The organism is Aeromonas sp. FDAARGOS 1403 (assembly GCF_019047325.1).
In the GTDB taxonomy this organism is placed as follows: Bacteria; Pseudomonadota; Gammaproteobacteria; order Enterobacterales; family Aeromonadaceae; genus Aeromonas; species Aeromonas dhakensis.
This window is the reverse complement of sequence record NZ_CP077249.1, coordinates 2,576,515-2,597,964: the sequence shown is the minus strand read 5'-3', so window position 1 is coordinate 2,597,964 and position 21,450 is coordinate 2,576,515. Positions and strand designations below refer to the sequence as shown.

19 protein-coding genes are annotated in these 21,450 nt (G+C 60.4%); 9 read left to right on the top strand and 10 right to left on the bottom strand.

All coding sequences use genetic code 11. The annotated features are described in order from the left end of the window. Nucleotides 1-34: 34 nt before the first annotated feature. Nucleotides 35-1,684: a phosphoglucomutase (alpha-D-glucose-1,6-bisphosphate-dependent) gene (gene pgm / locus I6L33_RS12345; RefSeq protein ID WP_216972604.1), complete on the bottom strand. Its 1,650-nt coding sequence runs from the start codon at nucleotides 1,682-1,684 to the stop codon at nucleotides 35-37. Nucleotides 1,685-1,741: 57 nt separating this feature from the next. Then, nucleotides 1,742-2,251, bottom strand: coding sequence for a replication initiation negative regulator SeqA (gene seqA / locus I6L33_RS12340; protein WP_010634479.1), 510 nt, complete (start codon nucleotides 2,249-2,251; stop codon nucleotides 1,742-1,744). Between the two features lie 292 nt (nucleotides 2,252-2,543). Between seqA and I6L33_RS12335 the strand changes: the two genes are divergently transcribed. Genes I6L33_RS12335 through fldA form a run of 4 tightly spaced genes read left to right on the top strand, consistent with a single transcriptional unit; the run spans nucleotide 2,544 to nucleotide 4,466 of the window. Next, nucleotides 2,544-3,308 carry an alpha/beta fold hydrolase gene (locus I6L33_RS12335; protein WP_216974126.1) on the top strand — a complete coding sequence of 255 codons (765 nt, stop codon included), beginning with the start codon at nucleotides 2,544-2,546 and terminating at the stop codon, nucleotides 3,306-3,308. A gap of 55 nt (nucleotides 3,309-3,363) precedes the next feature. After that, a complete protein-coding gene (locus tag I6L33_RS12330) occupies nucleotides 3,364-3,585 on the top strand; it encodes a DUF2788 domain-containing protein (protein WP_005299172.1) in 222 nt (73 codons plus the stop codon). A 20-nt stretch (nucleotides 3,586-3,605) separates the two neighbouring features. After that, on the top strand, nucleotides 3,606-3,902 hold the full coding sequence (ybfE, locus tag I6L33_RS12325) for a LexA regulated protein (RefSeq protein WP_005299169.1): 297 nt from the start codon (nucleotides 3,606-3,608) through the stop codon (nucleotides 3,900-3,902). A 39-nt stretch (nucleotides 3,903-3,941) separates the two neighbouring features. Further along, nucleotides 3,942-4,466, top strand: coding sequence for a flavodoxin FldA (gene fldA / locus I6L33_RS12320; protein ID WP_005299167.1), 525 nt, complete (start codon nucleotides 3,942-3,944; stop codon nucleotides 4,464-4,466). Nucleotides 4,467-4,525: 59 nt separating this feature from the next. On the opposite strand, the gene I6L33_RS12315 is transcribed toward fldA, so the two are convergent. Continuing rightward, the gene (locus I6L33_RS12315) at nucleotides 4,526-5,008 is read right to left on the bottom strand and encodes a DUF4442 domain-containing protein (RefSeq protein ID WP_005299162.1); all 483 of its coding nucleotides are present in this window, start codon (nucleotides 5,006-5,008) and stop codon (nucleotides 4,526-4,528) included. A 241-nt stretch (nucleotides 5,009-5,249) separates the two neighbouring features. Between I6L33_RS12315 and fur the strand changes: the two genes are divergently transcribed. Beyond that, nucleotides 5,250-5,678, top strand: a complete 429-nt coding sequence (gene fur, locus I6L33_RS12310; RefSeq protein ID WP_216972603.1) for a ferric iron uptake transcriptional regulator — start codon at nucleotides 5,250-5,252, stop codon at nucleotides 5,676-5,678. A gap of 98 nt (nucleotides 5,679-5,776) precedes the next feature. On the opposite strand, the gene glnS is transcribed toward fur, so the two are convergent. The 4 genes from glnS to nagE form a co-directional block, all read right to left on the bottom strand. Then, nucleotides 5,777-7,438, bottom strand: a complete 1,662-nt coding sequence (gene glnS, locus I6L33_RS12305; RefSeq protein ID WP_025201933.1) for a glutamine--tRNA ligase — start codon at nucleotides 7,436-7,438, stop codon at nucleotides 5,777-5,779. A 100-nt stretch (nucleotides 7,439-7,538) separates the two neighbouring features. Further along, complete coding sequence (locus I6L33_RS22190) at nucleotides 7,539-7,676, bottom strand: Ada metal-binding domain-containing protein (RefSeq protein WP_164091199.1); 138 nt, start codon at nucleotides 7,674-7,676, stop codon at nucleotides 7,539-7,541. A 109-nt stretch (nucleotides 7,677-7,785) separates the two neighbouring features. Then, a complete protein-coding gene (locus I6L33_RS12295; protein ID WP_216972602.1) occupies nucleotides 7,786-10,449 on the bottom strand; it encodes a beta-N-acetylhexosaminidase in 2,664 nt (887 codons plus the stop codon). A 122-nt stretch (nucleotides 10,450-10,571) separates the two neighbouring features. Beyond that, nucleotides 10,572-12,026, bottom strand: coding sequence for an N-acetylglucosamine-specific PTS transporter subunit IIBC (gene nagE / locus I6L33_RS12290; RefSeq protein ID WP_017766091.1), 1,455 nt, complete (start codon nucleotides 12,024-12,026; stop codon nucleotides 10,572-10,574). Nucleotides 12,027-12,299: 273 nt separating this feature from the next. Here nagE and nagB point away from each other — a divergent pair, with 273 nt between their 5' ends. Genes nagB through I6L33_RS12275 form a run of 3 tightly spaced genes read left to right on the top strand, consistent with a single transcriptional unit; the run spans nucleotide 12,300 to nucleotide 15,474 of the window. Further along, the gene (gene nagB / locus I6L33_RS12285; protein WP_017766092.1) at nucleotides 12,300-13,100 is read left to right on the top strand and encodes a glucosamine-6-phosphate deaminase; all 801 of its coding nucleotides are present in this window, start codon (nucleotides 12,300-12,302) and stop codon (nucleotides 13,098-13,100) included. 9 nt (nucleotides 13,101-13,109) lie between these two features. Then, nucleotides 13,110-14,255 carry an N-acetylglucosamine-6-phosphate deacetylase gene (nagA, locus tag I6L33_RS12280; RefSeq protein WP_216972601.1) on the top strand — a complete coding sequence of 382 codons (1,146 nt, stop codon included), beginning with the start codon at nucleotides 13,110-13,112 and terminating at the stop codon, nucleotides 14,253-14,255. Nucleotides 14,256-14,259: 4 nt separating this feature from the next. After that, nucleotides 14,260-15,474: an ROK family protein gene (locus tag I6L33_RS12275; RefSeq protein WP_010634486.1), complete on the top strand. Its 1,215-nt coding sequence runs from the start codon at nucleotides 14,260-14,262 to the stop codon at nucleotides 15,472-15,474. Nucleotides 15,475-15,544: 70 nt separating this feature from the next. Here the strand turns inward: I6L33_RS12275 and I6L33_RS12270 are convergent, their stop codons facing one another. The 3 genes from I6L33_RS12270 to aspS form a co-directional block, all read right to left on the bottom strand. Then, complete coding sequence (locus I6L33_RS12270) at nucleotides 15,545-17,161, bottom strand: phosphoethanolamine transferase (RefSeq protein WP_005299139.1); 1,617 nt, start codon at nucleotides 17,159-17,161, stop codon at nucleotides 15,545-15,547. A 258-nt stretch (nucleotides 17,162-17,419) separates the two neighbouring features. Further along, nucleotides 17,420-18,160 carry a YebC/PmpR family DNA-binding transcriptional regulator gene (locus I6L33_RS12265; RefSeq protein WP_005299136.1) on the bottom strand — a complete coding sequence of 247 codons (741 nt, stop codon included), beginning with the start codon at nucleotides 18,158-18,160 and terminating at the stop codon, nucleotides 17,420-17,422. Nucleotides 18,161-18,262: 102 nt separating this feature from the next. After that, entirely contained in the window at nucleotides 18,263-20,029 is a 1,767-nt protein-coding gene (gene aspS / locus I6L33_RS12260) for an aspartate--tRNA ligase (RefSeq protein ID WP_042007131.1), read from the bottom strand. A gap of 432 nt (nucleotides 20,030-20,461) precedes the next feature. Here aspS and I6L33_RS12255 point away from each other — a divergent pair, with 432 nt between their 5' ends. After that, nucleotides 20,462-21,310 carry a DUF72 domain-containing protein gene (locus tag I6L33_RS12255; protein WP_124250556.1) on the top strand — a complete coding sequence of 283 codons (849 nt, stop codon included), beginning with the start codon at nucleotides 20,462-20,464 and terminating at the stop codon, nucleotides 21,308-21,310. Nucleotides 21,311-21,450 lie beyond the last annotated feature (140 nt).

Here is a 21,450-nt window from a genome sequence, read left to right as displayed (position 1 = left end):
CCTCTTTCACATTCCGCGGATATTTGAGTCGAACTCAGACGCCGGCCTTGGCCAGAGCGGCGGAGACGATCTGCTGGGCTTCCTGCTGGATGAGGTCCAGGTGCGCCTCGCCCTTGAAGCTCTCCATGTAGATCTTGTAGATGGACTCGGTGCCGGAGGGGCGCGCCGCGAACCAGCCGTTCTCGGTCACCACCTTGAGGCCGCCGATGGCGGCATCGTTGCCCGGCGCCTTGGTCAGCTTGGCGACGATGGGCTCGCCGGCCAGGGTGGAGGCTTCCACCAGCGCCGGATCCAGCTTGGAGAGCACCGCCTTCTGGGCGCTGTTGGCCGGGGCGTCGATGCGGCGGTAGCTGGAGCGACCAAACTTGGCTTCCAGTGCGTCGTAGTGAGCCTGCGGATCCTTGCCGGTCACAGCCAGAATTTCCGCTGCCAGCAGCGCCAGGATGAAGCCATCCTTGTCGGTGGTCCAGACGGTGCCGTCTTTGCGCAGGAAGGAGGCGCCCGCGCTCTCCTCGCCGCCAAAGCCGAACTCGCCGCTGTAGAGGCCATCCACGAACCACTTGAAGCCGACCGGCACCTCTTTGAGGGTGCGGCCAATCTCGCCGGCCACCCGGTCGATCATGGAAGAGGAGACCAGCGTCTTGCCGACGGCTGCATCGGCAGACCAGCCGGTACGATGGGTAAACAGATACTGGATCGCTACCGCCAGATAGTGGTTCGGGTTCATCAGGCCCGACTTGGTGACGATGCCGTGACGGTCGTAGTCAGGGTCGTTGCCAAGGGCGATGTCGAACTTGTCCTTGAGGGCAATCAGGCTGGCCATGGCGAACGGGCTGGAGCAGTCCATCCGGATCTTGCCGTCTTTATCCAGGGTCATGAAGGAGAAGGTCGGGTCGACCTTGTAGTTCACTACCTCGATGTTCAGACCATAGGTCTTGGCGATGACGTCCCAGTAGGCGACGCCGGAGCCGCCCAGCGGATCGACACCGATCTTGATGCCGGCCTGCTTGATGGCCTCCATGTCCAGCACGTTCTTCAGGTCATCCACATAGGGAGTGACATAGTCGTGCTCCACCACGAACGGGCTCTTGAGGGCCTCGGCGAACGGCATGCGCTTCACGCCGGCAAGGTTCGCCTCAAGGATGGCGTTGGCACGGTCTTCCACCCACTTGGTAATCTCCCCTTCGGCGGGACCGCCGTGGGGCGGGTTGTATTTGAAGCCACCGTCTTCCGGCGGGTTGTGGGACGGGGTGATCACCACGCCGTCGGCGCGCGCGGCAGGCTTGCCTGCATTGTGGCGCAGAATGGCATGAGAGATGACTGGGGTCGGGGTGAAGCCGAGGCCGGCCTGAATGCGGGTCTCGACGCCGTTGGCCGCCAGCACTTCCACCGCACTGGCAAAGGCGGATTCAGAGAGAGCATGGGTATCCATGCCGACAAACAGCGGGCCCGTGATGCCGGCCTGCTGGCGATACTCCACCAGCGCCTGGGTCACCGCCAGGATGTGGGATTCGGTGAAGGCGTTGTGCAGGGCGCTGCCGCGGTGGCCGGAGGTGCCGAAGGCAACCCGCTGCTCGGGACGGCTCATGTCCGGCTTGTTGAGGTAGTAGGCGCTGACCAGACGGGGGATGTTGGTCAGGTCGCTCAAACGGGCCGGCTGACCGGCGTGGGAATGCTGTGCCATGGCGTTGTCCTTGCTTGATGGCGGCCTTGCCCAGCAAGGCCTGAGTCTGATGAACCGTTAGATTGCGCCGCACACCCGGGCAATCACCTCGTCGCCATACCCCATGCTGGCCATCAGCTGGGCCACCATGTTCTGTTTGCGACTGGTGTTGGTGTTGGTGATCACCCAGAACGGAGTTTGTGGCACCTGCTTGGGCTTGGTGGTGCTGCCGCTAGCGCGCAGGGCATCGGGATCCCGCGAGAAATAGACGCGCTTGCGCCCCTTGATTTCGGTGGCCTGGGTAAACCCGACCGGATCATCCCGGTAGAGAGTACTGAGCACCTGCATGAAGCGGTTGATGGACTTCTCTTCTTTTTGCAGCTCGCCGGAATCGAGCAGCGTTTCCAGCCCCATGCCGTCGGCCACGGTGGGCGACGGAGCCGCCGTCACCTCTGCTGCGACCGGCGAGGCCTGGCGGGCGGGCTGTTCCAGCAGGCGGCGCAGGATATCGGAGGCACTCTCACCGATGTGCCGGGTCTGGCTGGCGATATAGAAGTAGAGATCGTCATCAAGCTCGATGGTTTTCATAGGGATGCGCTGGACTCGTCGAAATTCGGATGCGGCGATTATACATAGGCAAACCCGGCAGCCCAAGCAAGGGGCGGACAGATGTGCATGAATCTCATCGAGAATACGGCATAATAGCGGCCCAAGTGTGTGATCCGTCGCACTGATAGCCGATCTGGCTGGCTTTTTTTAGGAAAAAAACCACACTTTTTTGCTCCGTGATGAGTGAAATCCTTTTCTTTCCAGTGCGTTAAATCATGGTGAGCAACGTACTCACGACCGACAAGGTGTCATTTTGCAACAAAACCCATTATTGAACTTCAAGGAGCAGGGCCAGGGCCAACCCGTCGTGCTGATCCACGGGCTGTTCGGCAGCCTGGACAACTTGGGCCTGCTGGCACGCCCGCTGAGCGAACAATACCGGGTCATCAGCGTCGATCTGCGCAACCACGGCGCCTCCTTTCACTCCGACGAGATGAGCTACCCGGCCCAGGCCGCCGATCTGCTCGCCCTGCTCGATCAGCTGGGGCTTGAGCAGGTGGCGCTCGTGGGCCACTCCATGGGGGGCAAGGTAGCCATGCAGGTTGCCAAGCAGGCGCCGACCCGCGTCGCCAGGCTGGTAGTGGCCGACATAGCGCCGGTCGCCTACCCTCACGCCCGCCACCAGAACGTGTTTGCCGGCCTCAATGCCACGCTCGCGCACCTTCCGCAAAGCCGCGGCGAGGCGGAAGCCATCCTGGCCGAGCATGTCGAGATCGCCGGCGTGCGCCAGTTCCTGCTCAAGTCCTTCGCCAAGGGGGAGTCGGGTTGGGGCTGGCGTTTCAACGTGCCGGCCCTTGAGCGCAACTACGCCAACATCATGGGCTGGCCCGATCCACAGAGCCGTTTCGAGGGGCCTGCGCTCTTCATCAAGGGGGGCGATTCCGACTACATGCTGCCCGCGCATACCGAGACGGTTATGGCCCAATTTCCCGCTGCCAAGGCCCGGGTCATCGCCGGCACCGGTCACTGGCTGCACGCGGAAAAGCCGGTTTTGTTCAACAAACTGGTTGTGGATTTCCTGTCGACAGGCGGTTAACAGTTTCAAATCCTTTGTGATATAGTGCGCCCGTCATAAGGAGTGTGCGCAATCCATGCTAAGTGAACATATCGACCTGATCGAGAGTCTGGGCCTGAAGTTATTCTTTGTGGCCATTTTCGTATTGATTGGCCTGGCCATTCAGGACGTGCTCAAACGCGGCAATGTGCCCCGTTTCGGCCGATTCATCGTCTGGTTGGTACTCTTCCTGGGTTGTGCAGGTTTTGTCGCCAAGGGGCTGATCGAACTGGGCTGGGAAGGCTCAGGCATCGGCTAACTTATTTCCATCTGTGATGTATGGCCAAACAGCAAACTGATCGAACAACACTGGATCTGTTCGCAAACGAGAAGCGCCCCGGCAGGCCAAAGACCAACCCACTCCCCCGCGAGACCCAGCTCAAGATCAACAAGCGCAACCAGCTCAAGCGCGATCGAGAGAACGGTTTGAAGCGGGTAGAGTTAAAGGTGGAGGCCGAATTGCTGGAGCGCCTGAACCAACTTGCGTTACAACAGAACGTCAGCCGAGCCGAGCTGATCCAATCTATCCTGAAGCAACAGATTGAGTCTGCACATGCAGCAGGCATCGCAATCTGACCGTTAAGCATTAACACCAGATACGGGTAACTAAACACTATGGCTAGTGTAGGTCTGTTTTTCGGCAGCGATACCGGTAATACCGAAGCTGTCGCCAAGATGATCCAGAAAGAACTGGGCAAACAACTGATTGAAGTCCGTGACATTGCCAAGAGCAGCAAGGCCGACATCGACAGCTTCGATCTACTGATGTTCGGTATCCCGACTTGGTACTATGGCGAAGCCCAGGCCGACTGGGACGACTTCTTCCCCGAGCTGGAAGAGATCGACTTCACCAACAAGCTGGTCGCCATCTTCGGATGCGGCGATCAGGAAGATTATGCCGAGTACTTCCTCGACGCCATGGGCACCCTGCGTGACATCGTCGAAGCCAAAGGCGCCATCGTCATCGGCCACTGGCCGACCGCCGGTTACGAGTTCGAAGCCTCCAAGGCACTGGTGGACGACAAGCACTTCGTGGGCCTGGGCATCGACGAAGATCGCCAACCCGAGATGACTGCCGAGCGCGTCAAGGGCTGGTGCAAACAGCTGCATGAAGAGATGTGCCTGGCCGAGCTGGAGTGATCCACGCTTGCCAGCACCTCTGACAACAAGGGCCCCGCGGGGCCCTTGTTGTTTTCTGGTCATGCGCTCTCGCCGCCCCTGTGCTCGGGCTTGGCCCGCACATAGAGGGTGCGCTTGACCTGGGCCACCAGCTCGCCCTGGCCATCCTGTACCGTCACCTCGAACTCGGGAAAGTGCTTGTCTCCCCCTTCGGTCGCCGCGACTATGGCGGCCAGCTTGCCGTCGGTCAGGTTGAATTCGGCCACCAGCTTGCCCTTGCCCGGCTTGATGTAGTTGATGCTGCCCGCCTTGTCCCAGACGTAATAGCGGTTCTTGAAATAACCCATCAGCATCAGCGGATAGATGGGATCGGTCATCGCAAACATGCTGCCGCCAAACTGGGTGCGGTTGGCGTTCTTGTTCCACCAGCGGGACTTGAGGGTGACCCGGCAGAAGCGAAAATCATCGCTCAATGTCTCTATCTTGATGCCCGCGCCCCAGAAGGGTGGCCAGGCGTTGAGGGCGCGGCGCACCCAGGCCGCGTTGTCAAAAAGCCAATCCATGGATCTCATCCGACCAGAGTGAAGAAGGTTACATTTTATCAACATTCGGCGGGTGAGCAAGCCGCCGTCACAATCCGCACAATTCGTGGATAAGCGGTCGATCGCGCTAAAGCCCTTGAATTACTGGGTTTATTTTTAGGTGAGCTACGACCTATAATGACAGGCCAAGCGAGTTCGTGGTTGCCATTACAGCGGCAGTCAATCAGAATAACCACACCTTCGAGAATGCGAATAAATAGAAATGGCAGACAACAACCAAGCGTTAAAAAAGGCCGGGCTCAAGATCACCTTGCCCCGTGTCAAGATCCTGGAAATCCTGCAACAGCCGGACTGCCAGCACACCAGTGCGGAAGATCTGTACAAACGACTGATCGACCAGGGTGAAGAGATTGGTCTCGCTACCGTCTACCGCGTTCTCAACCAGTTTGATGATGCCGGTATCGTCACCCGTCACCACTTCGAAGGGGGCAAGTCGGTGTTCGAGCTGGCCACCCAGGAACACCACGACCACCTGGTCTGCCTCGACTGCGGCAAGGTGATCGAGTTCTCCGACGAGGTGATCGAGCAGCGCCAGACCGAGATCGCCAGGAAGCACAACATCCGTCTGACCAATCACAGCCTCTATCTCTATGGCCACTGCGCCGCCGGCGACTGCAAGCACGACGATTGATTGGCAGAACCCGCGCAATAAAAAAGCCAGCATGATGCTGGCTTTTTTATGCCCATATTCCGGACAATAAAGGGCAGGGTCTCCCCTGCCCTCCTTCATCAGGCCTCGGCCTTGCCCCACACGTCGCGCAGGGCCACGGTGCGGTTGAACACCAGGTGCTCCGGGCTGGAGAGCTTGTTGTCGGCGCAGAAATACCCTTCACGCTCGAACTGGTAAGCCTGCTCCGGCTTGGCATCCTTGAGGGAAGCTTCCACGCGGGCCCCCTCGATGATCACCAGGGATTCCGGGTTCAGGGCCGCTTCGAAGTCCTCTTCGGCGCCTGGGTTCGGCACTTTGAACAGGCGGTCGTAGAGGCGCACTTCGGCCGGCAGGGAGTGAGTGGCGCTGACCCAGTGGATCACCCCTTTCACCTTGCGACCGTCCGCCGGATCCTTGCCCAGGGTCTCGGGGTCGTAAGAGCAGTAGATGCAGGTGACCTTGCCATCGGCATCCTTCTCGACCCGCTCGGCCTTGATGACATAGGCGTTGCGCAGACGCACTTCCTTGCCCAGTACCAGACGCTTGAACTGCTTGTTGGCTTCTTCTTTGAAGTCCGCTTCATCGATGAGGATCTCGCGGGTGAAGTTCAACTCGCGGGTACCCATCTCGGCATTGCTCGGATGCGCCGGGGCAGTCAGCACTTCGTCGGCGGCCAGGTTCTCGATGACCACCTTGACCGGATGCAGCACGGCCATGGCGCGCGGGGCATTCTCGTTGAGATCTTCGCGGATGCAGGCTTCCAGCATGCTCATCTCAACGATGTTGTCCTGCTTGGTAACACCGATGCGCTTGCAGAACTCGCGGATGGAGGCCGGGGTGTAGCCGCGGCGGCGCAGGCCGGAGACGGTCAGCATGCGCGGATCGTCCCAACCGTCCACGTGCTTCTCGGTCACCAGCAGGTTCAGCTTGCGCTTGGACATGACGGTGTATTCGAGGTTCAGACGAGAGAACTCGTACTGACGCGGGTGGCAATCGATGGTGATGTTATCCAGCACCCAGTCGTACAGGCGACGGTTGTCCTGGAACTCCAGCGTACAGATGGAGTGGGTAATCCCTTCCAGGGCGTCCGAGATGCAGTGAGTGAAGTCATACATGGGGTAGATGCACCACTTGTCACCGGTCTGGTGGTGGTGGGCAAACTTGATGCGATAGATGACGGGGTCACGCATCACCATGAAAGGGGAAGCCATGTCGATCTTGGCGCGCAGGCAGGCGGTGCCTTCGGCAAACTCGCCGTTCTTCATCTTCTCGAACAGGGCCAGGTTCTCTTCCACGCTGCGATCGCGGAACGGGCTGTTCTTGCCCGGCGCGGTCAGAGTACCGCGGTATTCGCGCATCTGCTCGGCAGAGAGCTCGTCCACGTAGGCCAGCCCCTTCTCGATGAGCTCGATGGCATAGCCGTGCAGCTTGTCGAAATAGTCGGAGGAGTAGCAGATCTCGCCGTTCCACTGGAAGCCGAGCCACTGCACGTCCTGTTTGATGGACTCAACGTACTCGATATCTTCCTTCACCGGGTTGGTGTCGTCGAAGCGCAGGTTGCATTGGCCCTGGTAGTCGCGGGCGATGCCGAAGTTCAGGCAGATGGACTTGGCGTGACCGATATGGAGATAACCGTTCGGCTCGGGCGGAAAACGGGTATGCACACTGGAGTGCTTACCGCTGGCCAGATCTTCATCAATGATCTGACGAATAAAGTTAGTTGGGCTGTTCGCCTGACTCATGGCTCACCTCAAAAATGCGTCACTGGCGGAAGTTGTGCCGGCTGGCACCCTCAACCCCCCGCCGTCAAGCCGGATATGATCCCTCATTACGCGCCCTGTCTCAACCTGAATTTGCCCGTTTCGGGGTACTGGCACCGCAAAACGCCCTGCACTGATGGCCGGTTTGACTGACTGACGAAAAAAAGACCCCGCACGAGGCGGGGTTCAAGGTGATGAAAAACAAAAACAGACAATACACACACACAACAAAGGCTCACACGCACAGTCAACCTTTCCCAAGCCCGATGACCATCGTCCTTGGGAAAGGCGGGTCTTGCGACCCACCTTGCGTTATGGATTGAGGGCTATCAGTTCAGCTCGGTGACGCGGCTGGTGCGCTTGCCATCGAAGCTGGTGGTACGCAGGTAGACCTTGCCGTTGACGCTCGGCTTGGCGGCTGCGTCGTAGGCGCTCCAGCTCTTGCCATCCAGACTGTACTGGATGGGCAGGCCCGGCAGATCCACGTTCGCCTCAAGCTTGCCGTTCACCACCTTGGCGCCCGGTACGGAGAGGCGGTATTCCACCCCGGCCTGATCCAGTTTCGGCAGCACGCGCTGACCCAGCACGTTGGCGAACTGGTTCCACTCCTTGTTCAGGGTGGCCTTGTTGACGAACTTGGTGGTACCGGAGAACTCGCGGTTCTTCACGTAGTCCAGCTCGAAGCCGCCCTTGTGCCAGGCACGCTCGGCCATGGAGAAGATGCGCGGGTAGACCATGTACTCGTATTGCGCGTCGGTACGCACGGTTTCACTCCACTGCTGACCGGAGATCCCCTTGAACTTGACCGGATCCTGGTCACCCTTGGCCACGAAGGCGTTGCCGTCGCGGTCAACCGAGGTCTCGGCGTTCTGCGGCAGGTTTTCCGGGGCGAAGGCGAACACCTTGCGGGTGTCGTTGAAGCGGGTGGCCCAGTAGTAGCCGCGCTCGGCCGGGTGTACCTCGTTCGGGAAGTCGAAGTAGAGGTAATCCGGGTTGGAGAGCACCACGTCATAGCCCTTGTGCGCCCACTTCATCGCTTCGTTGAAGCCACCCCAGTAGAGGGTTTCCCAGAAGTTGACCCGGGTCTTGTCGGTGGCGAACACGCTGGCATCCTTGGCGTACTTCAGACCATCTTCCCACGCCTGCAGGGTGGAGAAGCCGTGGCCCTTGACCATCTCGCTCACTTCCTTGGCGAAATAGACCGGCAGCTCGGCCACGTCCTTGATCTTGCCCTCATCCACCATCTTCTGGCACATGGGGGACTTGCCGAACGGCTTGTCCTGCTTGCTGGAGTCGACGTTGCCCTTCCAGGCCACCAGATCTTCTTTCTTGGTGACAGCAGGATCCTGATAACCACCGCCCTGCATGATGTTCTTCGTCTCGTCACCACCGTAGTGCCAGGCAGTCAGCGGCTGGCCGGCGGCCTGGTGCATCTGGGCCACTTCGTCCATCACCTTGGCCACAAAGGTGGCGGCGCCCGGCTGGCAGGGGTTGATGAAGGACATCTTGTCGTAGAACTGCACCGAGGTGACGTTGGAGGTATCGGCCGGGTCGGTCAGACGGAACTGGTTCGCTTCGACCTCTTTACCTTCAGCCATCAGGCGCTTGTAGCGCGCCTCCATGGAGACCACGGCGGCACGGGCGTGGGCCGGCATGTTGATCTCGGGGATCACGGTCACGCCGCGGGCCTTGGCATAGCGCACCAGGTCGATGTAGTCGGCCTTGCTGTAGAAACCGGAACCCTGGTTGTCGCTGGTCGGGCCTGAGCCCAGCTGCGGCATCAGACACTTGGTTTCGGACTCGTCGTGGCAACGCTGGCTGCCGACGTCGGTCAGCTCCGGCAGGCCCGGGATCTCCAGACGCCAGCCTTCATCGTTGGTCAGGCCAAGGTGCAGCACGTTGAGCTTCATGGCAGACATCTGATCCACCAGCTTCTTCAGGGTCTCGGGACTTCTGAAGTGACGGGCCACGTCGGTCTGCATGCCGCGGTATTCAAAGCGCGGCGCATCCTCGACGGTCATCTGGCTCACCAGCTTGTCGTTGACTCCCAAGAGGGAGATCAGGGACTGGGCACCCCAGAAGGCGCCTTCGATGTCGTGCCCCTGAATGACGGTGCCCTTCTTGCCGATGGTCATGTCGTAGCCTTCGGCCTGCTTGAGCTTGCTGCCGAGCTTGATGGTCACTGGGTAGCCGGTGTCGGAGAGGGTAACACCCAGCTTGGTCAGTTGAGCCTTCAGGGCTTCGGCGCGATCGCTCGGCAGGTCGAGGGCATTGAGCTTGATGGTGGAGAAGTCGACCTGCGGGCCGGCCTTGACCACCTGCTTCATCGGGGTCGGCAGGATCTGGTTGTCGACCTTGCCAGCCGGCAGCAAGGTGCTGGTCTGGTTGGCGGCGAAACGGGTTTCGCTGTTCATCAGGATGTTGTTGTCATCCTTGGTGCGCTTCCAGCCGTCGGCCGGCATCGGCTTCTCGTAGGTGGTGGCATCGTCGATGTTGCTCATGCTGGCCAGCACTTTCGGCTCGGCCCCTTCGCTGGCGACATACCAGTTCGGCATGATGTCAGATTCGAACAATACCCAGTACTCCACCACCAGCGGCACTTCGACCGTGGCATCCTTGGCAAAGCCCTGGAACTTCTCGGTCGGCGTCAAACGATAAAGGTCGCCGGTCAGGTGGGTGATGGTGAACTGGTCGTTGTCCACCCGCTGGATGCGGCGGATGGAGGAGACATAGATGCTCCAGTCCTTGGAGGTGACGTCAGCACCGGTATTGGTCAGGTGCAGCTTGGCAACGCCGCAGCTCGCCCACTCGGAGCCCAGCGCCTGGCAGTCGAGACCGGCACCGGCACCGTCGTTGGTGACGACTTCGTACTTGACGACGAGGTTGCTGGCGAGGGCGTCGACCACGGCTTGCTTGGCGGCATCGGCTGCCTGTACCTGGCTGACGAAAACGGTAGACATGGCAATGGCTAACAGAGAATGTTTCAAGTTCATAACTGCTGCTCTCATTTGAAGTAAAGGTTGGATTTTCTTGGCTTTTTTTATATGGGGCCCCGAGGCGGGGCCCTTAGTTATGTCAACAATGGACTTAGACTTGAGGCGAGCTTGGCGCCCGATTAACGCAGGGCCTTCATCTCACCTGCGATGATTTCGGCCAATGGGCCCAGAATCACCTGCAGGTTCTGCTCACCGAGCTTGACCACACCGGCCGCGCCCAGGGCTTTGAGCTTGCGCTCGTCAACGATGCTGCGGTCTTTCAGGGTCAGACGCAGACGGGTGATGCAGGCATCGATGGTCACCAGGTTCTCCTGGCCGCCCAGCACTTCCAGGTATTGCTTGGCCAGCTCGGTGCGGTCAGTGGTTTGAGCCTGTACCGGTACCGCTTCGTCATCTTCACGACCCGGGGTTTTCAGGTTGAACTTGGCGATCACTGCGCGGAAGACCACGTAGTAGAGGCCGAAGAACACCAGACCCTGCGGGATCAGCATGTACCAGTGGGTCGCCAGCGGGTTACGTGACTGGATAAACATGTCGACAAAACCAGCACTGAAGCCGAAGCCAGAAATCCAGTGCATGGAGGCGGCGATGAACACGGAGATACCGGTCAGGAACGCGTGGATGACGTACAGTACCGGCGCCACGAACATGAAGGAGAACTCGAGCGGCTCGGTCACCCCGGTGAAGAAGGAGGCAAAGGCGGCGGCGATCATGATGGACGCAACCTTGTCCTTGTTCTCTTTCTTGGCGGAGTGGTAGATGGCCAGTGCGGCGCCCGGCAGACCGAACATCATGATGGGGAAGAAGCCGGCCTGATACATGCCGGTCACACCCACGACCGCCTTGCCGGCGTCGATGGAGGATTGACCGCCCAGGAAGTTCGGGATGTCGTTGATGCCGGCCACGTCGAACCAGAACACGGAGTTCAGGGCGTGGTGTAGACCAATCGGGATCAGCAGACGGTTGAAGAAGGCGTAGATACCGGCGCCGGTGGAACCCAGGTTGACGATGGATTCGCCAAAGCTCACCAGACCACCGTAAATGACCGGCCAGACGGCCATCAGGACGAAGGAGACCACGATCATCACCACGGAGGTCACGATCGGCACCAGACGACGACCGGAGAAGAAGGCCAGCGCCTTGTGCAGTTCCACACCACTGAAGCGGTTGTAGAGCTCGGCCGCGATCACACCGGTCAAGATACCGATGAACTGGTTCTCAATCTTGCCAAATGCAGCAGGCACCTGGTCCAGCGGGATCTGCTGGATTTGGGATACCGCGCCCGGGCTCAGCAAGGTGGTCACCACCAGGAAACCGACCAGACCGGCCAGCGCGGCAGAACCGTCTTTGTCTTTGGACATGCCATAGGCAACACCCACGGCGAACAGGATGGCCATCTTGTCGATGATGGCCGCACCCGCCTTGATCAGGAAGGCGGCCAGCGCGCTGTCACCACCCCAACCATTCGGGTCAATCCAGTAGCCAACCCCCATCAGGATCGCGGCGGCAGGCAATACCGCTACCGGCACCATCAAGGCCCGGCCGATCTTTTGCAAATAACCGAGAATGTTCACGGTTCCTCTCCTTAGTTAATGTTTTTCTAGAAATTAAGTGCTTATCACGTTTGACGCATAAGCCATCAAGGCTTGATTGGCAGTCTAGGGCTTTTATTTCGCTGCGCAAATTAATAAACCTGTAATCGTGATCATTATCACCCAAACGAGATAAAGGTGGCGGATAGATGTGGCTTAGTTCGCAATCTTTATTTACGCTATAAAACAACTTAAATCCGTCCCGCTCTTCTTGCCGCCGACATCCCGGCCGCAACCCGTACAGAGGTATCTACAATGCGCCTGATCCCGTTGAAATCTGCCAGCCAAGTGGGGCTGTGGTCCGCCCGTTACATCGTTGACCGTATCAATGCGTTCAAACCCACTGCCGATCGCCCCTTCGTACTGGGCCTGCCCACTGGCGGCACTCCGCTCAACACCTACAAGCGCCTGATTGAACTGCATAAAGCCGGTGAGGTGAGCTTCCAGAACGTGGTCACCTTCAACATGGACGAGTACGTCGGCCTGCCGGAAGACCACCCCGAGAGCTACCACAGCTTCATGCACAACAACTTCTTCAGTCACATCGACATTCGCCCCGAGAACATCAACATCCTCAACGGCAACGCGCCGGATCTGGTGGCCGAGTGCAAGCGCTACGAAGACAAAATCAAGTCCTACGGCAAGATCCACCTGTTCATGGGTGGCGTCGGCAACGACGGCCACATCGCATTCAACGAGCCGGCCTCTTCCCTGGCCTCCCGCACTCGGGTCAAGACCCTGACCGAAGACACCCGCATCGCCAACTCCCGCTTCTTCGGTGGCGACATGGAGCAGGTGCCCAAGCTGGCGCTGACCGTGGGCGTCGGCACCCTGATGGATGCCGAGGAGATCATGATCCTGGTGACCGGTCACGGCAAGGCGCAGGCCCTGCAGGCCGCGGTGGAAGGCAGCGTCAACCACATGTGGACCATCTCCACCCTGCAGCTGCATCCGAAGGGAATGATGGTGTGTGACGAGCCCTCCACCATGGAGCTCAAGGTCAAGACGGTGCGCTACTTCCAGCAGCTCGAAGCCGCCAACATCGGCCGTCTGTAAGGAGTCACCATGTACGCATTGACCAACTGCACCCTCTACACCGGCAGCTGCGTGCTGACCGGTTACGGGGTGGTGATCGAGGGCGACCAGATTGTCGCCATCTCCCACCAGGCCGAACTGCCGGCCGGCATCGAACAGATTGACCTCAAGGGTGCCAACCTCTGCCCCGGCTTCATCGACGTGCAGCTCAACGGCTGCGGCGGCGTCATGTTCAACGGCCACATCACCACCCAGACCCTGGCGACCATGCAGGCCGCCAATCTGAAATCCGGTACCACCAGCTTCCTCCCGACCCTGATCACCAGCCCGGATGCGGACATGAAGCAGGCCGTCGCCGTCACCCGCGACTACATGGCGGCGCACCCCAACGAAGTCCTTGGCGTGCACCTGGAAGGCCCCTACACCAACCTCAAGCGCAAGGGGATCCACCCGGCCGAGCAGATCCGCCAGCCCGCCGACGAGATGATCGACTTCTTCTGCGCCAACGCGGATGCCATCGCCAAGATCACCCTGGCACCGGAGCGCAACAAACCGGAACACATCCGCCGCCTGGTGGAGGCCGGCATTCTGGTCTCCGCCGGCCACACCGCCGCCAATTACGATCAGGCCATGGCCGGGTTCGACAGCGGCATTCGCTTCGCCACCCACCTCTACAACGCCATGACCCCGACCCTGAACGGCCGCGAGCCGGGCGTGGTGGGTGCCATCTATGATCGCAAGGATGTCTACGCCGGCGTCATCGTCGACGGCCATCACGTGCACTGGGCCAACGTGCGCCTGGCGCACAAGATGCTGGGGGAGAAACTGGTGCTGGTCACCGACGCGACCGCGCCGGCGGGGGCACCGGAAGGCTTTGAGAAGTTTGATTTTTGTGGCGCAACCGTCTATTTCCGCGATGGTCAGTGCGTCGACGAGAATGGTACACTCGGCGGCTCTGCCCTCACCATGATCGAGGGGGTGGAAAATCTGGTCAAACAGGTCGGATTACCGCTCGATGAAGCACTGAGAATGGCCACCCTTTACCCTGCACGCGCCATTGGATGGGACTCACGTCTCGGTAGTATCCAGGTCGGAAAAATAGCCAACCTGACTGTCTTTGATCAGGCCTTCACGGTCTGCGGGACCGTGGTTAACGGACACTACACAACACAGTGACACTATGACTGGCGGACAAATAGCAAACGTAGATCTTATCAAGCAGGTCAACAGTGCAGCCGTGTATCGGCTCATCGACCTGCAGGGGCCCATCTCGCGGGTCAAAATTGCCGAGTTGAGTCAGCTGGCCCCGGCCAGCGTGACCAAGATCACCCGGCAACTGATCGAGCATGGCCTGATCAAGGAGACCTCGCCGCAAGCCTCCACCGGTGGACGGCGCGCCATCTCCCTGACCACCATCAAGCATCGCTTCCAGTTTGTGTCCGCCAAGCTGGGTCGCGGTTACCTGCAGCTGAGTCTCTATGATCTCGACGGCAAGGAGCTCGACCAGCATGTCACCCAGGTGACCGAGATCGAGCAACAGCCGGTGGTCGACATGCTGCTGCGGGAGATCGGTGCCTTCATCGACTCCCAGCAGGATCGCAGCCGCAACCTCATCAGCATCGCGCTGACCATGCCGGGCCTGGTCAATCCGGAATCGGGCATGGTCATCTATACCCCCAAGTACCAGATCCGCAATCTGGCGCTGGCCAAGCTGCTGGAAAACCACTTCAACCTGCCCTGCTACGTGGGTAACGACACCCGCTCGCTGGCACTGGCCGAACACTTCTTCGGCGAGTCCCGCGACTGCATGGACTCCATTCTGGTGAGCGTCCATCAGGGGGCAGGCTCGGGCATCATCACCAAGGGCAAGGTGTTCCTCGGTCAGAACCGCAACGTCGGCGAGATCGGCCACATCCAGGTCGAGCCGCTCGGCAAACGCTGCCACTGCGGCAACTTCGGCTGTCTGGAGACCATCGCCTCCAACGAGGCCATCGTCGACAAGGTGAAGGAGCTCATCAGCCGCGGCCACCTGAGCTCGCTGCAGGAGAAGCACATCACCATCCAGGAGGTGTGCAAGGCGGCCATGGCCGGTGACGAGCTGGCCCGCAGCGTGATCGAGAACGTGGGTGAGCATCTGGGACGGGCGGTGGCCATCACGGTCAACCTGTTCAACCCACAGAAGGTGCTGATCGCGGGGGAAATCACCGCCGCCGAGGAGATCCTGTTCCCGGCCATCCGCCGCTGCGTGGAGCACCAGTCGCTGCCAAGCTTCCATCGCGGCCTGCCCATCGTGAAGGCACGCTTCCAGAATCAACCCACCGTCGGTGGTTTCGCGCTGGTGAAGCGGGCCCTGCTGGAAGGGGATCTGCTGCAGATCATCATGGAGCAGAAGTAAGGCCGAGGCCTTGCGAAACAACAACGGCAGCCAGTGGCTGCCGTTTTTTTTATTGATCTATCTCGCCGGCTCACCCCGCCCGGCACGGTTTAAAGAGATCCAGCGCGCCGTTGTAGACCTGGGTCTGCACATCCATGATCCCCAACATGGAGTGGAACAGGTTGTCATGGGAGAAGCGCTTGCCGGCCGCCTCCTGCTGCAGACAATCCAGATCCAGCTTGCGGTCAGCCTGCAACTGGGGTGAGAACCAGGTCATCAGCGGCACCCTAGTCTGATCGTCCGGCGCGAACTTGTAGGGGGTGCCGTGCAGGTAGAGCCCCATGGCCCCGAGGGATTCGCCGTGATCCGACAGATAGACCAGCCCCACGTTGTAATCCTTCTCCAGCGTCTTGAGCTTGTCGATGAGACGGGCCACCACCTTGTCGGTGTAGCGGATGGTGTTGTCGTAGGTGTTGACCAGCTCTTCATTGGTGCAGTTTTCGATGTCGCTGCGCGGGCAGTCCGGCACGAAGGTCCGTTCACTGGCGGGATAGCGGCGATAGTAGGTCGGGCCGTGGCTGCCCATCAGGTGGAAGGCCACCAGCTTGTTGCCCTTCATCTGCGCGATCTGCCGATCCAGCCCCTCCAGCATCACCTCGTCGTAGCAGGAACCCTTCTGGCAGTACTGGGGAAAATCCTTGGCCTCGATCTCGATGGTGGGCACGTTCTTGCACACCCCCTTGCAGCCGCCGTCGTTCTCCTTCCAGAGCACGGAGACACCGGCGTGCTGCAGCACGTCCAGCATGCCATCGCGGGACTGGGCCAGGGTATCATCATAGCCGCGCCGCGTCAGGTTGGAGAACATGCAGGGCACCGAGACCGCGGTGGCGGTGCCGCAGGAGCGTACGTTGCGAAACGAGACCATGCCCGATTCCCGCGCGGTGAAGCTGTTGGTGGCCTTGCCGTAACCGTTGAGGGAGTAGTTCTGGCTGCGCGCCGTCTCCCCCACCACCAGGAACATCAGGGTCGGCTTGCTGCCCTGCCCCACCACCCTGGCGTCCGTGCCCAGCTGCTGATACGGGATCGGGGTGGCGAACAGGATGTCGGTGGCGTAACGATAGAGGCCATGCACATAGTTGGCGGGCACTATCTCCTTGCCGAGGGACTTGTTGTTGCGCCCGACCGAGGCGTAATCCTGGTAATAGAGGGCGGCCACCCCCACCAGAAACAGCAAGGAGAGGGCGATGGAGCCGAGCCGCAGGCCCAGCCCCTTGTACCAGGGACGGGGATAGTCAATCTTTACCCACAGCAGGGCCAAGGCCGGCAGCAGGCCGGTCAGCGCGAACCAGAGCAACACGGAACCATTGAGGTAGGAGGCTGCCTCCCCGCTGTTGGTCTCGACGATGTTCTGCACCATGCTCACGTCGAAGATGACGCCGTATTTCAGCATCGCGTAGCTGACCACCGACCCCATCAGGATCAGCAGCACGAAGAAGGGCTTGAGCAGATAGCGAAAGGTAAAGGGCAGGAACACCGCATTGAGCGCGGCCAGCAGCACGAAGGGGATCGAGACGACGAAGCCCGCCTTGACGTGTTCCAGCTTGGTAAGAATGGTGTAGAAGTGGAGGAAAATGGGCCAGTTGAAGAGCAGTGCAAACAGCAGTACCAACAACAGATTCACCTTCATCACACCCAAGGTGATACGCATAACGATACTCCGACAAACCAGACAAGACAGGGGGCTTGGCAACAGCCCCTCTTTGGATCTTCCGCGCCGGCGCCCTCTTCCCGAGGTGCAGACCGGCCGTGGGCGCGAGGGCCCCGGGACGCAGGCAGGGTAGAAAACCAAACTTAAGGGAGAATTAAGGCGAAGCCTGTTCTGGCCAAAGGGCGGGTCGATGCGGGTTATACGGATGAAAAAAAACGGCAGCCGAGGCTGCCGTTTCGAGGAGTATTGCCGACCTGATTACAGGGTGGCGGCAACTTCGTCGGAGATGGAACCGTTGTGGTACACCTCCTGCACGTCGTCCAGATCTTCCAGCATGTCGATGAGGCGCATCAGCTTGGGCGCGGTCTCGGCATCCAGCTCCGCTTCGGTGGAGGGGATCATGGTCACTTCGGCGCTCTCGGGCTTGAAGCCAGCGGCTTCCAGACCATCCAGCACGGTGCCGAAGTCGTTCGGGGTGGTGTACACCTCGATGGTGCCATCTTCTTCGGTCACCACGTCGTCGGCACCGGCTTCCAGAGCGGCGTCCATCAGGGCATCTTCATCGGCGCCCACGAAGGTCAGTACACCCTTCTTGGTGAACAGGTAGGCCACGGAGCCGTCGGTACCCAGGTTGCCGCCGCACTTGCTGAAGGCGTGACGCACTTCGGCTACGGTGCGGTTGCGGTTGTCGGTCAGGCACTCCACCATGACGGCAGAGCCGGCCGGGCCGTAACCTTCATAGACGATGGTTTCGAGCTGCTCGCCGTCACCACCGCCGGCCCCACGGGCGATGGCACGGTTGATGGTGTCACGGGTCATGTTGCTGGTCAGGGCCGCCGCCACCGCCGCACGCAAGCGCGGGTTGTTGGCCGGGTCGGCATCACCGAGACGCGCGGAGGTGGTGATTTCGCGGATCAGCTTGGTGAAGATCTTGCCGCGCTTGGCGTCTTGCGCCGCCTTGCGGTGTTTGATGTTGGCCCATTTACTGTGACCTGCCATAGGGACTCTCCGTTATAGTTTGAAATTTCAGTAACACAGGTTGCGACTACCCGGGGAAACGGGAAAGGCCGCATTGCTGCGGCCCTGGTTGCCGATAAAGGCTTATTCGTCACCCTTGACGGTGGTCGCAATCGCCAGCTCGCCCAGCTGGGTCGGGTTGGCAAAACTGGGGGCGTCGGTCATCAGACAGGCGGCCGCCGTGGTTTTCGGGAAGGCAATCACGTCCCGAATATTCTCGGTACCGGTCAGCAGCATGCTGAGGCGGTCCAGACCGAAGGCCAGGCCGGCGTGCGGCGGGGTACCGTATTTGAGGGCATCCAGCAGGAAGCCGAACTTCAGGCGCTGCTCGGCCGGGGTGATCCCCAGGATGTCGAACACGGTGGACTGCATCTCGCTGTTGTGGATACGGACAGAACCGCCCCCCACTTCGTAGCCGTTGATCACCATGTCGTAAGCGTTGGCGTAAGCACCTACCGGGTTGGCTTTCAGCTGCTCCGGGCTCAGGCCGCTCGGCGCGGTGAACGGGTGGTGCATGGCAGCCAGACCGCCTTCGCCATCTTCCTCGAACATCGGGAAGTCGATGACCCACAGCGGCTTCCAGCTGTTCTCCAGCAGGCCCAGATCGCGGCCCACTTTCAGGCGCAGGGCGCCCATGGCATCGCACACCACTTTCTTGGAGTCGGCGCCGAAGAAGATGATGTCGCCGTCAGCTGCGCCGGTACGGGCCAGGATCTCGCGCACGATGGCGTCGGAGAGGAACTTGGCCACCGGGGACTGCACGCCTTCGATGCCGTTGGCCGCTTCGTTGACCTTCATCCAGGCCAGGCCCTTGGCACCATAGATGCCGACAAACTTGGTGTACTCGTCGATCTGCTTGCGAGAGAGCTCGGCGCCGCCCGGTACTTTCAGGGCAGCCACGCGGCCTTTCGGATCGTTGGCGGGGCCGGCGAACACGGCGAACTCGACCGCGGTCAGCAGATCTGCCACATCCACCAGCTCCATCGGCAGACGCAGGTCCGGCTTGTCGGAGCCGTAGCGACGCATGGCTTCGTCGAAGGTCATGATCGGGAAGTCGCCCAGATCCACGTTCAGGATGTGCAGCCACAGTTTACGGATCATCTCTTCCATGATTTCACGCACTTGCGGTGCGGTCATGAAGGAGGTCTCCACGTCGATCTGGGTGAATTCCGGCTGGCGGTCGGCACGCAGGTCTTCGTCACGGAAGCACTTGACGATCTGGTAGTAACGGTCGAAGCCAGACATCATCAGCAGCTGCTTGAACAGCTGGGGGGACTGCGGCAGAGCGTAGAACTTGCCCTTGTGCACGCGGCTCGGCACCAGATAGTCACGGGCCCCTTCCGGGGTGGCTTTGGTCAACATCGGGGTCTCGATGTCGAGGAAGCCGTGCTCGTCCATGAAGCGGCGCACGAAGGCACTGGCCTTGGCGCGGGTCTTCAGGTACTTGGCCATCTCGGGGCGACGCAGGTCCAGGTAGCGATACTTGAGGCTCACCTCTTCGCTGTTGACCTGGTTGAAGTCCAGCGGCAGCGGCTCGGCACGGTTGATGATGGTGAGCTCGTGGGCAAACACCTCGATGGCGCCGGTGGCCATGTCGCTGTTGCGCTGGGAGTCGGGACGGGTGCGCACCACGCCGGAGACCTGAATGCAGAACTCGCCGCGCAGTTCGGAGGCCAGGGCGAAGGCGTCCGGTTTGTCCGGATCGAAGAACACCTGGACGATGCCCTCGCGGTCACGCATGTCGATAAAGATGAGGCCGCCCAGATCGCGACGACGATGGACCCAACCGCACAATGTAATGGTCTGCCCTGCATGGGCCTCATTGACCTGTCCGCAATAGATAGAGCGCATGGACTTCTTCCTTCGAAATTGTAGAGAGACGGTTAACCTGGGTCGCCGGGCACGACTGGCAAGCACCGTCTGTCTCACAGCTGGCCAGATCCTGCTTCTTGCCCGGTTTGAAATCTGTCTCGTACCGTCCGACCGCCGGGATCGGACACCTGCCGCCGATATCGGCTCGACCAGAGGCGGCTGACAAGCGGCCGGGTTGTCGGGCGGAGGGCATCGGCAAGCGATTGTTGTTTGGCCGCATCATGGCCGCTGCCGTCGTCACAATATGCGTACAGCGGCGTGAGTCACAACAAATTGGCAAACAAAAGGGCTGGCATTATAGAGGAAAACCCCCATTTGGGTAAAATGGCCAGCAGCCTCCTTTGCCCTGTTTTTTACATCCCGGGGCAAAAAAAGGGGAAAATCGAGACAAACCCACAGACAGGATCCCTCATGAGCCTCTTTTTGGGCCTGCCACAATGGTCGCACCCGGCCTGGCCCGGTCACTTGCTGGGGGTGGGTGCCAAGCCCGCCGAGCACCTCGCCCACTATGCCCGGGTCTTCAACACGGTGGAAGGCAATACCACCTTCTACGCCTCGCCGACCCCCGACACGGTCCGGCGCTGGGCCGATGCGGTGCCAGCTAGCTTTCGTTTCAGCTTCAAGTTTCCGCAAACCATCAGTCACCAGAGCGATCTGGTGAGCGCCGACAAGCAAGTGAGCGACTTTATCCGCCTGCTGGCCCCTCTGCATGACAAGCTGGGACTGCTCAAGCTGCAGCTGCCCGCCCGCTTCGGCCCACAGGGACTGCCCCGCCTGGCGGCCTTCTTCGAACGGCTGCCGACACAATTTAACTATGCCCTTGAGGTGCGCCACCCCGATTTCTTCGCCAAGGGCGAGGCGGAGCGGCAGTTGAACCGGCTGCTGATGGAGAGAGGTATCAACCGCATCATGCTCGACAGCCGGCCGCTCTTCTCGGTGCCCGCCACCTCGGCGGCCATGATCGATGCCCAGGGCAAGAAGCCGAGGCTGCCGGTGCACCTGCTGGCCACCGCCAACGCCCCCGTGGTGCGGCTCATCGGCCTGCCACATCCCGAGGACAACCACCCCTTCCTGCCAGGCTGGCTCCCTCACTGGCGTCAGTGGTTGGCGGAGGGAAAAGACCTATACCTCTTTATACATACTGCCGACAACGCCCAGGCCCCCGAACTGGCCCGTCAGGTGGCCCGCCTGCTGGGGCAGGAGATGGCCCCCTGGCCGGGGGAAAACGATCGCGCGCGCCAGGGCGTGCTGCCCTTTTGAGCGGCGCTTTCGCCGCCCCCGCTTCGGCGCGAAAAAAAGCCGTTTTTTTCTGATCTGACGGGGCTTGGCGTCAAGACAAACGGCCGCCTTTCCTCTACACTAGCGCCCCATGCAAGGACCCGGTCTGCCCGCCCATCGCA

Excerpts from the sequence above, each read along its gene's own strand:
- pgm (WP_216972604.1), bottom strand. The coding sequence starts at position 1,684 with ATGGCACAGCATTCCCACGCCGGTCAGCCGGCCCGTTTGAGCGACCTG.
- seqA (WP_010634479.1), bottom strand. The coding sequence starts at position 2,251 with ATGAAAACCATCGAGCTTGATGACGATCTCTACTTCTATATCGCCAGC.
- I6L33_RS12330 (WP_005299172.1), top strand. The coding sequence starts at position 3,364 with ATGCTAAGTGAACATATCGACCTGATCGAGAGTCTGGGCCTGAAGTTA.
- ybfE (WP_005299169.1), top strand. The coding sequence starts at position 3,606 with ATGGCCAAACAGCAAACTGATCGAACAACACTGGATCTGTTCGCAAAC.
- fldA (WP_005299167.1), top strand. The coding sequence starts at position 3,942 with ATGGCTAGTGTAGGTCTGTTTTTCGGCAGCGATACCGGTAATACCGAA.
- I6L33_RS12315 (WP_005299162.1), bottom strand. The coding sequence starts at position 5,008 with ATGGATTGGCTTTTTGACAACGCGGCCTGGGTGCGCCGCGCCCTCAAC.
- fur (WP_216972603.1), top strand. The coding sequence starts at position 5,250 with ATGGCAGACAACAACCAAGCGTTAAAAAAGGCCGGGCTCAAGATCACC.
- glnS (WP_025201933.1), bottom strand. The coding sequence starts at position 7,438 with ATGAGTCAGGCGAACAGCCCAACTAACTTTATTCGTCAGATCATTGAT.
- I6L33_RS12295 (WP_216972602.1), bottom strand. The coding sequence starts at position 10,449 with ATGAACTTGAAACATTCTCTGTTAGCCATTGCCATGTCTACCGTTTTC.
- nagB (WP_017766092.1), top strand. The coding sequence starts at position 12,300 with ATGCGCCTGATCCCGTTGAAATCTGCCAGCCAAGTGGGGCTGTGGTCC.
- nagA (WP_216972601.1), top strand. The coding sequence starts at position 13,110 with ATGTACGCATTGACCAACTGCACCCTCTACACCGGCAGCTGCGTGCTG.
- I6L33_RS12275 (WP_010634486.1), top strand. The coding sequence starts at position 14,260 with ATGACTGGCGGACAAATAGCAAACGTAGATCTTATCAAGCAGGTCAAC.
- I6L33_RS12270 (WP_005299139.1), bottom strand. The coding sequence starts at position 17,161 with ATGCGTATCACCTTGGGTGTGATGAAGGTGAATCTGTTGTTGGTACTG.
- I6L33_RS12265 (WP_005299136.1), bottom strand. The coding sequence starts at position 18,160 with ATGGCAGGTCACAGTAAATGGGCCAACATCAAACACCGCAAGGCGGCG.
- aspS (WP_042007131.1), bottom strand. The coding sequence starts at position 20,029 with ATGCGCTCTATCTATTGCGGACAGGTCAATGAGGCCCATGCAGGGCAG.
- I6L33_RS12255 (WP_124250556.1), top strand. The coding sequence starts at position 20,462 with ATGAGCCTCTTTTTGGGCCTGCCACAATGGTCGCACCCGGCCTGGCCC.